At 50.6% G+C, this 13,886-nt stretch carries 3 protein-coding genes; all 3 read right to left on the bottom strand.

The window, feature by feature from the left end:
* Positions 1–26: 26 nt before the first annotated feature.
* Complete coding sequence (locus tag NLX71_RS16340; RefSeq protein WP_254364880.1) at positions 27–12,032, bottom strand: non-ribosomal peptide synthetase; 12,006 nt, start codon at positions 12,030–12,032, stop codon at positions 27–29.
* 32 nt (positions 12,033–12,064) lie between these two features.
* Complete coding sequence (gene fabD, locus NLX71_RS16335) at positions 12,065–13,267, bottom strand: ACP S-malonyltransferase (RefSeq protein ID WP_254364879.1); 1,203 nt, start codon at positions 13,265–13,267, stop codon at positions 12,065–12,067.
* Between the two features lie 220 nt (positions 13,268–13,487).
* The gene (locus NLX71_RS16330; protein ID WP_254364878.1) at positions 13,488–13,880 is read right to left on the bottom strand and encodes a DUF5780 domain-containing protein; all 393 of its coding nucleotides are present in this window, start codon (positions 13,878–13,880) and stop codon (positions 13,488–13,490) included.
* Positions 13,881–13,886: the final 6 nt, after the last annotated feature.

Below are 13,886 nucleotides of genomic sequence, written 5' to 3'. Positions count from 1 at the left end.
ATGCTGGTCCGGCCTTGTTCATTTGGCTAAAAATTCAACTGGAGCGAATCCAATCCGTTATCCTCTTCTTCGAGGCCATTGCCCGATTCGATAGCATCGATCAGAACGCCGGAATGTTGGCTGATTGCCGATAAGATGCGGATATAATCTGTCGATAAAAGCTCGATTCTGTTTTTCTTAAATAGCTTCTTGGAATATTCAAACAGCCCGTAATAGGTCTCCTGGTCCGTTTGGATCGACAATGTCAGGTCCAGCTTAGCCACCGTGTCCGTTAGCTTATACGGGGTGATGGAAATCGAATTCATGGTTACCTGCGCTTGATCCTGATTTTGCATCACGAACATCGTATCGAACAACGGATTACGGCTTGGGTCCTTCGGAACCGGCAAATGACGGATCAATTCGTCTAGCGGATATTCTTGATTTTGATAGGCCCGGATGAGCTCCTCCTTGAGTTCCGCTAAGTATGCATCGAAGGATTTGCGCCCGGACGGCTGACTGCGGATAACCAAGGTATTGACGAACATTCCCACCACATGTTCGAGATCCAGATGAGTCCGGCCGGCGATTGGCGTGCCTACGACAATATCATCTTGTCCGCTGTATTTGGATAAAAGAATCATGTAGGCGGACAGCATAATCATATAAAGCGTCGTACCTGTGGCCTCCGCCAATTGATGCAAACGCTGCTGCAGTTCCGGCGGAATATGGAATTCAAACGCTTCTCCTTCGTAACTGCGTGTTGAAGGCCGCTTGTAATCCGTGGGCAGATCCAGAGCAGGAGTGTCATCGCGATAGCGTTCAAGCCAATACGCCTCTTGACTGCGGTATCGCTTGCCTCGAGCCTCTGACTGCTGCCAAACCGCATAATCCTTATATTGAACCGGAAGAGGCTCCAACTCTCTTCCCTCGTAGAGCAGGCTCAAATCGTTCATCAAAATATTCATGGACATCCCGTCCGAGATGATATGATGCATGTCAACGACCAGCACATATCTCTCGGGTCCAAGCTCGATCAGTCCGACGCGCATCAGAGGCGGCTTGGTTAAATCAAAGTGCCGGACAAACCGGCGTATCGCTTCATTGACTTGTTCTTCGCTCGCTTGAATGCTTTCGATCACAAGCTCCGCTTGGGGATCTACACGCTGAACGGGTTCGCCGCCGTCTAACACAAAGCCGGTCCGCAAAGCTTCGTGACGGTGGATCAACTGTTGGAGCGCCGCAGCCAGTCGGGCTGTATCGACGGTTCCTTCCAGATGTAAAGCGCCGGTCATATTGTAGGCCAGCTCGCCGCCCTGGGCATGACTTAACAGATACATCCGTTTCTGAGCGAAAGAAACCGGATAATACGGCATTTCTTTAGCGACCGGAACCGGCTCGTAGCGGTTTTTTTCCATTTTTCCTATGACGCTAGCCAATTGCTCTATGGTTGGAAACTTAAATAAATCTTGCAAGGACACATGGACTCTCAATTCTTTCTGAAGTCTAACTACCAAGCCTGTCCCCCGAATCGAATTTCCCCCAAGCTCAAAGAAATTGTGCGTAACTCCAACACCGCCGATTTTCAAAACCTCTTCCCACAAGGAGGCCAGCTTAGCTTCGATTTCATTGCCGGGCGGGACATATTCGGTCATTTGCTGTACGGTTGGCTGCGGGGCAGGCAGCGCCTTTCGATTGACTTTTCCGTTCACCGTTAACGGGATGCTTTCCAGCCGGATAAAGTAGGACGGAACCATGTAGCTTGGCAGCGCCAGAGTCAGCTGCTCTCGAAGCTGGACAGGCGTAAAGGATGTACCGCTCACATAATAAGCGCACAGCTGCTTCAAGCCGTCCTCGGCATCTGTTGTTATAACCACGGCTCTTTGAACGGACGCTAGATTCAGCAATGCGGCTTCGATCTCGCCAAGCTCGATCCGGTGGCCTCTGATTTTGACCTGTTCATCCGCCCTGCCCACGTATTCAAGCTTCCCATTGCGCAGCCATTTGGCCAAATCTCCCGTTTTATACATCCTCATCCTGGGGACGAACGGGTTCGGAACAAACTTGTCCTGCGTTAAATCCGGACGATTCCAATATCCCCTAGCTACACCAGCTCCGCTTATATAGATTTCTCCCGTAACCCCAAGAGGTGTCGGATTCCTTTCGCCATCGAGCACATAAACGGCGGTATTGGCCGCTGGCGTGCCGATGGGCACAAATTCTCCCTGATCCCGCTCGGGATCGAACCGGTGAATCATACATCCGACAACGGTTTCGGTCGGACCGTATTCGTTAAACAATTGGAGCCGGCCCTGAAATTGCTCCGTGATACTTCGGGCCAAGCGCGTGCTTAACTGTTCTCCGCCTACAATCATTTTGCGTATGGCTGTGGCAGGATTGATGTTCATCTCTTGCAGTACGTGCAGGTGCGCCGGAGTCAATTTAATCAGATCGATGGCCGGGTCCTGTACCATCTCCGATAACAGGGTGCTTTTGTCTGCTCCGGCATAGATGATCATTGTATTTCCCGAGATCAGCGGCGTAAACATGGAGGTGACCGTTAAATCAAAAGAGATCGAGGAGTACAGAGCGAAGTTCGTCTTCTCCCCTTGCACATAAACCTCTTTGGCCCACCAAATATAATTGGCTAACGCGCGATGCTCGACAGCTACTCCCTTCGGCATCCCCGTAGAGCCTGAGGTATAGATCATATAGGCCAAATCCTCGGGACCGCTGACGGATTGTAAATTCGAACGGTCTTCCTGATAAGCTTCTTGTTCATCCAGGAGGATGACACTGCCTTCAAAGGGTAGCCGGTCGTGCACAGAGCGCTGTGTCAATACGACCTGCGTCTCGGAATCCCGGAGCATAAAGCGTATCCGGTCTTCCGGATATTCCGGGTCAATCGGAACGTAGGCGCCGCCTGCTTTCCCTACCGCCAAAATGCCGACAATCAGCTCCAGACTGTGATGACAAACAATGGCAGCGAAGCGGTCAACGCCCACTCCCTCTGCCCGTAACGTCCGTGCTAACTGATTGGACCGCTCGTTAAGCTGACGATAGGTGAGCGAAGTATCTCCAAATCGAACGGCTTCGTGATCCGGCAGCCGCTCGGCTTGCCGTTCTATCCATTGATATACGGTTTCGTCAAGCGGGTATGCTGAGGCGGTATCATTAAATTGAGTTACCACTTGATCCCGTTCGCTGTCGGATAATAGCGGAAAAGAGGCCAAAGGCAACCCCGGCTCTTTACCGATCGTTTGCAAAATTCGAAGGTAATGTCTGAACAGCTGTTCGATCGTTTCTTCTTCAAACGCCTTGGGCTGAAAGTCAAAGTGCAGTTCCAGCTGCTCTCCATCATCCTCGGCAGTTAACATGAGCTCATACAGGGAAACTCCCGCATTGCGCTCCTTCACTGTAAACGTACAATCGCTCCTTCGATTCGTATGAAATTCGATATTTTGAAACACAAACATCGTGGAAAACAGCGAATGTCCGGTGGTCCCCCGCCGCTTGTTTATTTTGTCAACCAACCAATCGAATGGATAATCCTGATGCTCGAAGGCTCCGAGCGTTTGCTGCTTGACCTGCTCCAAGAAATCCAGAAAGCTTGTTCGCCCCACAGGCTTCGTACGAATTCCGACCGTTTGGATGAACGCGCCGATGATTTGTTCGGTGCTCGCATGATTTCGTCCGGAAACAGGCGTACCCACAACGATGTCGTTTTGACCCGTATATCTGTGCAGGAGCACCTTATAGGCTGCCAGAAGCACCATATACAAAGTAGCTCCCGTTTTTTGCGCCACTTGTTTAAGTGAACGGATCAGATCCGGCTGCAAGGAAGAAGTCCGGCGCTTTCCTTCGGCAGACCATCCCTCGGCCTTGCTATGGTCTGCCGGCAGCTGAAGCGCGGGAAGGTCATCGTCAAACTGCTCCAGCCAGTATTGTTCATGCCGCTTCATCGTCTCCTCGGTGAACCAGCGACTGTACCACTCGACGTAGTCCTTATAATCAAATGAAATATCGGGCAGCGGCTCTTGATCATAGATGGCTAGCAGCTCGCTCATCAGCAGGCCGATGGAATAACCGTCCGAAACGATATGATGCATATCGATCAGCAGCTCTGCCTGTTCGTCGCCGGTTTGGACAATCTCCGCACGTAGTAACGGGGCTTGCTCCAGATCGAAAGGTTGGACGAACCGCTTGGCATAAGCCTCAAACTGCTCACGCTCCATCACCCGGACAGGAACTTCAAAATCAATCGAATCGGCAATCCTCTGCACGATTTCCCCGTCAACTAGCTGGAAAGAAGTTCGAAAGCCTTCGTGCCGCTGAACCAACTGCCGGAGCGCGCCTGCCAAGGCCTGCACATGAAGCGGCCCGGTTATCGAGATTTGACCGAACAGGTTTTGCGAAATGGGGTTCGGCTCCATTTGATGGAGGACATAAATTCTTTGCTGCGTCGGCGAAGTCCGATAATAGGCTCTCTTGTCTAAAGCAACGATCGGAGGAGCCGTTACTTGTTGTTCCTTGCCAAGCAGGCTCGCCAAGCCCTCGATCGTCTGATGCTCGAAAAATTGACGAATGGACAGTTTCTGTTGGAAGCTTTCTTGAATTTGGGAGAGCAGGAGCGTCGCTTTTAACGAATTTCCTCCACTGGCCAAGAAGGGATCGGACCTGCCCACCCGCTCCACTCCTAGCAGCTCCCCCCACATCCTCGTCAGTTGACGCTCGGTTTCATTTTGCGGCTCATCGTACTTCACGGCTCCGAGCAACGAGTCGTTCCCGGGCATGGAAAGCCTGTTGCGGTGAAGCTCATACAGCCTTTCTAAGTCCCCCTGCTCTTCCTTAGAGAACATGGCCAGGGCGGAAAGTGGCAGCGAAGCTTCTGCTTCCACCATGCCGCGAAGCAATTTGGCAAAGCCCGCCGCCCACACTTCCATCATTTCCATGCTGATGACGTTCGCTCTGAAATCAAAATCAAGAACATAGTGCTGTCCCGCATCGGTCACGTTCAGAAATAAATCGTACGGCAGATACGGGAGCGGGCAAGACATAGGCTTGACATTTAAATTGCCGAAACGCAATGGCCGAAACGGTCTGTCCAAGTTAAAAATAATCCGCATGTCCGGAACTTGTCCTGGCGATAGGCGTTTGGCAACCAGTGTCATCGGCACCGCCTGGTACCGCATCACTTGGTTTACCTGTTCCCTTGTAAGGGTAAGGTATTCGGTTAAGGTGCCGGTTTCGGGCACCGCACTTTTGACCGGGATCATATTGACGCAATTGCCGATTAAGCGATGGCGGTTCATATGAAGCTGACCTGCGGTCGGGATGCCGACGACTAAACCGGTCTGATTGGTAATCTGATGCAGAAACAGATGAAAAGCTCCCAGCAACGTTGCAAACACGCTGTTTTTCAAACGGATGCTCAGCGACTTGATTCCCTCGCTTAAGGAAGGCTCCAAAGTAACCGTATGCCGTTTTGCCTCATAAGATTGAGGACCGGCAGCAAGCGAATTTCCGGGGAAGAGGGCCTGCGGTGCCGGCTCCGAGAAATACTCGCCCCAGTATCGGATGCCTTCCTCATATAGACCGCTGTCGATCTGCGCTTGCCGCCAGTCCAAATATTGTCCAAACGAAGTGATTTCCTGCTCCGGAAGCTGCTCTCCCCGTACGATAGCAGCGTACGCGCTCTCCAGCTCTTGCACAAATACCGCGATCGACCAGCCGTCCGCGATGATATGGTGAAAGGTAAGAACCAGCAAATAGTCAGCTTCGGCAAGCTGGAGCAGCCGAACTCTGAATAATGGCTTCTGCTCATGCAGAGGAAAAGGCTGCTTAACCTCTTCCTCCAGCCATTTCTTAACCTGTGCCTCTCTCCCTTCATCCGAATACGCGGTAAAGTCGACGAGCGGAATTTCGATGAGCATCCGGTCTAACACTTGCTGCTCCTCGGTATCGAGATCCATTACCGTGCGCAAGGCATCGTGCCTGTCGGTTACATGCTGTACGGCTTGCTGCAAGGCCTGAGGCCGAACGTCTCCTTTCATGCGCAGCGAAATGGACTGATTGAATGCCGCCGATGCTTCATCTCCGAATTGGGCTGCCAGCGCCAATTGTTTTTGCTCGGGGGAGAGCTCGTAACGCTTGGGTGCCGCGTGGCTTCCGTCGTCGGGAGAATCAGGCCCGTCCGGAAGAAATCCGCCCCGGCGAAGATCCTCCACCGTTTGTTGAACGGCTCGGATAATGGTATGAATATCGTCCATCGTGTGGGCGGTTGACAGGAAGCAGTTGCGGCCTTCCCAGACATAAATCCCTCGATAATTTAAATGGTAGAAAAACAAGTCGTTATCGACAGACGAAACAAATCGGAACAAGGAGCCGAATTGCACCGTGCGAATCGGTACTCGCGATTGCTCAAAGTAGCGGTTTAATTCATCAACGAGGTAAGTCGTGTTTTGATTCAATTGGTCGTAAAGAGCGTTTCCTTCGGACTCAAGCTTTCGAAGCACGGCCAGTGACAATCTCATCGTGAGAGGATGGGTATTGAACGTACCAGCCACAAAGGTACGCTTGGACTCATCCTGCGGATAGGAATCGTCCCCATACTGCCAGGTTCCGCCGTCGATGGCATTCATGAACTCGGCTCTTCCGGCAACAATGCCTAACGGCTGCCCGCCGCCAATAATTTTTCCATACGTAACCAAGTCCGCTTGAACGTCAAACCACTGCTGAGCGCCGCCCAAGCCGATGCGGAACCCTGTAATAATCTCGTCCATAATAAGAGCCGTTCCAGATTGCTTAGTGATCGACCGCAGCTCTTGCAAAAAGTGCTTCGGCTGCAAGTCAGGTCTGCGGCTTTGGACCGGTTCTACCAGAACGGCGGCCAGCTCAGGACCCAGACGCCGGATCGTCTCCAATGAATTCGGATGATTGTAGTGCAGCACGAGTAAATCGTTCATGTAACTGGACAGGATCCCCGGCGCCAGGGCACTGGCCGGTGCGGCTCCTCCCTTGGCATTCGCTACCCCTAACACCCCATCGAACGTACCGTGATAGGAGCCTGCAAATACGACAATTTTCGCTCTTCCTGTAGCTGCCCTCGCTAAACGAATGGCCACCATGACAGCTTCCGTTCCGGAGTTATAGAAAGCGACGCGTTCTACGCCCGTATGGGCGCGAATCCGATCCGCCACTTCCCCGGCCACGTTAGACATCGGCCCGAGAGGCGGCAGGAGCGAATGCGTAGAATCGCGGATCGTCTGTGAGATAAAGGGCGGATTATGTCCAAAAAGATTAACCCCAAAGCCCATCGTAATATCCACGTATTCGTTTCCGTCCACATCCCAGAGCTTAGACCCGTCAGAGCGTTCGGCTACAATGGGATAAACCATGTCCTTCCAATAAGAGCGGAAGCTGGATAAGTTGCGGTTATTTGCGTGAGCAAATCTTGTTTGGTCCGTGTATTGCCGGGAACCTTTGGTTTTGGCTACGTATTTCTGTATAAATTCTTCCAAATACCCCCTCTGCCGGGCGTTGAAATTTCCATTCTCGTGCAGACTTTGGGTTTGAAATGGAACAAAAGGCTTGGCGTCCGAAGCAACTGTTTGCTTCGGGGCTGTGATCGATTCCGTTGACGACAACGGAGCCGCCTGCCCGGTAGGCAAAGCAGGGTACTCCGGCCCGCTCTGGAGCATTCCCTGAACCTGACTGGAGGAATGCGTCCTTAGCAGATTAAAGCTGTGTAGTTGAGCTTGCAGCATACGCTCGATTAATTGATTCTGGGAAGTAACGATACTTTCAAGCGTATGCTCTTGATGACTAGGCAAGGAATGAATTTTCCGTTCAGGCTCGCTCCCAGATTCGAGCTGAGCTTGCCAGCCGCGCGGTTGCGGATCGCGTGCTTGCATTTCCGTTTGAACGGCAGCTTGCGCTGGAGCGACCTCCGTTACATAATCCACGATGGATTGAAGATTATTCATGGAATCAAAGAAGCGCTCCATCGGAATGTCTACGCCAAACTCGTCCACAATCGCTTTTTTCACTTGAGCCAGCATGATCGAATCCATCCCGAATCCAATAAAGTGGGCATTGGAATCGATCTCGTCGACCTTGAGTCCGGAGGCGTTGCTGACCATCGTTTTTAGGACGGATTCGATATGCGTCTTCGTAGGATTCAACTTCACCGGCATCTCAACTCCTTCTCTGCCTGCTTCGTTAGCTGGTGTATGAATGACATCAATCCAACACCGATTTCGTTCAAACGGATATAAAGGCAATGAAATCTTCTGCACTTGCTGCCCGAAATAAATGGATTCCCAATCCAGTGAAGCTCCTTGCACGAATAGCTCGGCGGCTTGCGTCAGCCATGCCATTCGTTCCTCTTTGTTCAAAGCAGGACGCTGCATCAGTGCAGAGGTTTGTTGATTCATTCTCTCCTGTTCGTCCGGTTTTATGTCTTTTAGCTTTCGGTAGCCGAAATAAACTCGAGTCACATCTTTTTCCCCTTGGATCATCCGGGACAGTTTCTCCGCAATCTCTTGCCTGCTCGTCACAACCATAGCTACGCTATGATCCAGATGTGCCCTTCCGGTCCCCGCCGTATAACAAATCTGCTTTAAAGAAGCCTGAGCATTATCCGATATAAACTGCAGGTAACGTTGAGCCAATTCATTGAGCGAGGCTTCGCTTTGAGCCGACAGGACGAAAAGCTGCGGCTCATGGTCATTGTCATTCTCAGGCGCATCCGCGGGCGCCGCTTCAGGCCTATATTCCTCCAGAACAACATGCGCATTGGTTCCGCTAAAACCATACGAACTGATCCCGCCCCGCACCGGTCGGTCCTTCGGTCCGAAATCGCCAGCCTCCTGATTGACGTAAAAGGGAGAGGCTGCAAAGTTTATTAACGGATTCGGTGAAGTAAAATGGACTAATGGCGGGATTTTCAGGTGGTTCAGCATCAGCACCGATTTGATGAAGCCTGCTATTCCCGCTGCCTCAAACAAATGTCCGATATTCGCTTTGACCGAGCCGATCGCACAAAATTGCCGCTTCGCGGTGTACTTCTCGAATGCCTTGCAAAGCCCGTTAAACTCTACCGGATCGCCCAGCTTCGTTCCGGTGCCGTGCGCTTCAATGAAAGACAGCGTCTCAGGAGCGATCCCTGCGTCTTTCCATGCGATCTCAATGACTTCAGCTTGGGCCGCCGGGTTCGGCGCTGTAATGCCAACGGTCGTTCCATCTTGGTTCACCGCGCTTCCCTTGATCACGCCATAAATATGATCCCGATCCCGGATTGCCTCCTGTAGAGGCTTTAACAGAACAACCCCTGCTCCTTCACTGGAGCTTGTACCGTCCGAACCTTCGCTGAACGTTCTCGTAAACCCGTCCGAGGATTCCATATCGAGCCCGATCCGCATAGGCAATAGCGCGGTTCGTATTCCGCCGGCGAGTGCCATGCTGCATTCCCCGGCCAGCAAGGCTTTGCATGCCATATGTACGGCGACCAGGGAAGACGAGCATGCCGTATCAATCGTGATGGCCGGTCCTTTCAAATTTAAGAAGTATGCGATCCGGCTCGCAAGCACCGAAGGGAGATTACCGACAATATAGTGGTGAAGCTCTTCGGGATAATTGGCAGATAAGAGCCGTTCATAGTCGTAGCCTACCTTCGAAAAGCCTGCATACACCCCTACGTGACTTCCGCTGATCCGATCTCCGGCATACCCCGCATCTTCAATCGCATGCCAGGCGTTTTGCAGAAACAGTCTTTGATTAGGGTCCATAAACCGGGCGGCTTTGGGGGTGATGCCGAAAAACGAATTATCAAACTTATCGATTTCTTCCAAATACCCGCCTTTGGTAAAATGCCCTTCATGAAACCCACTGTCCACAGATCGCAAATAGTCCGTCGCATCTTTGACTCTGGCCTCGGGATAAGGACGAACGCAGTGCTCGCCTTTTTCCAGCAGCCGCCAAAACTCTTCCTTATCCGATGCTCCCGGGGCCTGAATCGACATCCCGATGACGGCAATGTCTTTGGAGGGCTGGACATTTGGGATCACCTCAGCCGACTGCTTCTCCGCTGTCTTGCCTGCCGCAAGGAATGCCGCCAAATCGGTTATGGTAGGATAGGTAAACAAATCCGACACCGCAAGCTCGCATCCGAAACGCTGTTCAATCCGTTCGGCAAACTGAGACAGCTCCAGGGAATTGGCTCCTATATCAAAATAACTGTCGCTTCTGCGAGGCTGCTTTCCTGTCAGCACTTCAGACAAAAGAGCCAGCAGCTCCGCTTCAACCTTATGGATGGAGACCAGTTCCTCTTCTTCCCTCCGATCATTCTTCAGCCACTCCGCAATGGTTGCCGATTCGGCAGCAAACTTTCCCGATTCATACCGATTGGCCAGCTCGTAGCGCTGAATTTTTCCGCTTGTCGTTTTGGGCAGCTTTCGGATGGGGAGTACTTCTTTTATGCTCCAGCCTCCCCGTCGGTACAAATGCTTCTGAATATCCTTTACTAAGGGAGCGAAGTGTTCCGCCGATTTTTTGAACACAACAAACAATACAATGTCCCAGCTTTGAGCAGCTTGATCGTATACACCGCAAGCGGCGACTCTTCCTAAATCAATTCCCTCCAATTCGGTAGCAACTCGTTCAATGTCATGGGGGTATACATTCTTCCCGTTGACAAAAATAATATCTTTGGCCCGTCCGGTGACGACAAGCTTCCCCTTTCTTATAAAGCCAAGGTCACCCGTCTTCACCCATCCATCCGGTGTTATCGCTTTGCTCGTGCTCTCGGGGTTGTTGTAGTACCCCTGGGTCACGTTCTCCCCCTTGATCTGAATGTGGCCGATATATCCGTCTTCCAGCATGCCGTTCTCTTCATCGCATATCCGAATCTGACAAAAATCAATCGGCTCTCCCACTTCAACGAAAGAAGCGCAACGCTCGTCTTCACGGCTGACCTCTATAGGCTTTTCGCCCGCTTTTAGATGGTCGCGATGCAAATAGACAGGCACAAATTCTTCCCCTGTTTTCGAGAAGGCAACCCCGACCGAAGCTTCCGCCAAACCGTATACATTCAAGATGGCCGATCGTTTCACACCGAAAGCGGAGCATTTTGTTAAAAATTCATCGCACAGCTCCGGCAGGATCGGCTCCGCGCCGTTTGCGATGACACGGATGTGAGAGAGATCCCATTCCGAAGCCTGCTCGTCTTTTAAATAACTAAGAAAATATTTATACCCGAAGTTAGGCGAAGAAAGGATTGTCGCTTGATGCTCATTCGCTTTTTTCATCCAAAGAACAGGCTTTCGGATAAACAATTCGGTTGGCATTAAATGTTGGGGGATTCCTACCAGGATCGGAACAAGGTGGCAAGCGATGAGTCCCATATCATGGGTCAAAGGCATCCAGGATAAAAATGAATCCTTGAGGTCCATCTTTAACGCATTTCGAATGGCACACGTGTTATGGATTAAGTTATGATGCGTTAGCATGACCCCCTTGGGATTTCCTGTTGATCCCGAAGAGAACTGAATAAATGCGAGTTCTGAGGCTTCAGGCTGGTGCAGCGAAGCCGGCATATCGTAGACTTGATCTTCGAACGTCAAAGAATTCAGGCTTACTTGCTGATAGAAATCCGGCAATTCGTGCTCCAAAGCGAATCTTTTGATTTTATCCAGCACTCGCGGGGATGCAATCAGGAACGGGTGATGTAACGTTTGCCAAATATGCCATACCTTGAGCTTATGCTCAACGTCTTCCCCGATGCTGACGGGGACCGGGATCATCCCGCCTAACAGACATGCCCAAAAAGCAATGACAAACGATCGGTTATTTTGAAGTTGAAAGACAATCTCCTGTTTTGGCCGAATGCCGAGTTGTTGTAAATAGCCTAGAAATCCCTGCGCTTCGTTAAACAACTGGGAGTAAGAAAGAAACGTTTCTTTCCGGTCCGACTCAATAAAACGAATTCCTTGATCCAATACGCTGCTTCTTTTCTGAATGACGTCCACTAGGGTCTCAAATTGATTCCTCACCATGGGTCCTCCTTCAAGGATGCCTTAAGATGTACTTAAGAGCGCAAATTTGCTGCTTCTTGGGGCGGTGCTTGTTTGGCTTCCAAAATCAATTTGCAAATCCGGATCGACTGATCCAGTTCTTCTTCCGAGCATTCCATGTCATTGGTGTTGATTCGCTCTGCGGCCAGCTTTAATTGAGCAAATAATGGGGTAACCCGTTGGGAGTACGCGTTCGTATCCTCGTTATAATTTCGGGCGATGATGGATTTTACCGTCAGATCCTGAAAGATTTTTTTACGCAACCGGATGAGCGTTTTTTGCCTTTCAAATGAATTCGACAGCGACAGCAAATCGGAGGGCTGACTTAGGGAGTAGGCTGCAGCGTGGGTAGTTATTTTTCTTATGAGCGTGCTGAGTACGTTCTTGGGACCCATTTCGATGATCTCGAGGATGCCATGTCCCAGCATGTAGTTCATGGATTCCAGCCATCTGACGGGCATCGTCAATTGCTGCTGCAAGTGTTCTGCGACCGAGTTTCCGCTTTGATACGGGGCAGCCGTGACATTGGAAATGATCGGCCACTCGGCATCCGCAAAGGTTAATGATTGCAGGTGGTCCGGGAATTGTTCGGCTGCCGGGATCATCATGGGGCTATGGAAAGCGGCGCTCACATTCAAGTGAGTGTGCTTGGCCCCTAATCGTTCCGCTTGCTTGACGACATGCCCAACGGCTTGCCGGTGACCCGCTACAACATGCTGCCGTTCGGAATTCAAGCAGGCAATGTCTACGGGATAATGATCGGTGGAAATTTCAGCACATATCTTCCGCAAAGCTTGAGCAGGAATATCCGTAACGGCGACCATGGTTCCAACCTGCTGCGGATCGGCATGCTGCATCAAAACTCCCCGTTGTCTGACCAGCCTGACGGCATCTTGAAAGGGAATGACGCCGGCACAAACAAGTGCTGCGTACTCTCCCACGCTATGTCCCGCTGCATAATGTGGTTTTTCGCCTATTTCCTGTAAGTATACTTGATAAGCAATGACACTTACGGTTAATATTGCAGGCTGCGCATTCTGGGTTTGCGTGAGTTCATGTATGGGACTATCCCAACACAGTTTTTTTACGTCCAAATGAATCGCATCGCTTGCTTCTTCAAACAACCTCTTTGCTATTGTGAAATCATTCCAGAAGCTTCGACCCATTCCAACGACCTGAGATCCTTGTCCGGGAAAAACAAAGGCGAGTCCCTTCATTGCACACCTCCTGTTATTTGTACAGAAAATCTATTTATATACATTAAATTACTTTAAATTCCAATATAGTATAACATAATAACAAATTATTGTGTCGCTGTCGAATATAAAACTATGTATGTCACAGAAAATTCAATAGTTATGTACTCCTTTAGTGAAATAAAGTTTATATAAAAAAGAAGTGCTGATGCTGCTAACATCAACACTCCCGCAACTATGCCTACTGTATAGGCTTCTCCTTATACTCCTCTACCCAATACGGGTAATACGGATTCTCCCACTTGGAACCGTCGTAATACTCAACTTCCTTCACACTGGCCTTAAACGTAACCGCATCCGTTCCTTTATTGAATCCTCCTGTCAGCCGCCAACCGCTGTCTCCACCGCCGGTTTTACCAGGCTGTATATTTTCTTCCGAATTGCCTTGCTTCAGAAAATCCGGAGAAAGCCATCCGCTTTTTACCGGATAACCGTTCTTATCATATCCCAGCCAACCGACTACATATTTTTTTACAACTTTAGAAGTGTTGTTTTTAACTGCTACGGAAAGATAAGTGTCGTCTACCCAACCATCCCCTACAACTCCGGACCTATTCCTCTCCATTCCATCCATGATTGC

Source organism: Paenibacillus sp. MZ04-78.2 (assembly GCF_024213375.1).
Classification (GTDB): domain Bacteria; phylum Bacillota; class Bacilli; order Paenibacillales; family NBRC-103111; genus Paenibacillus_G.
This window is presented reverse-complemented; position numbering and strand designations above follow the sequence as displayed.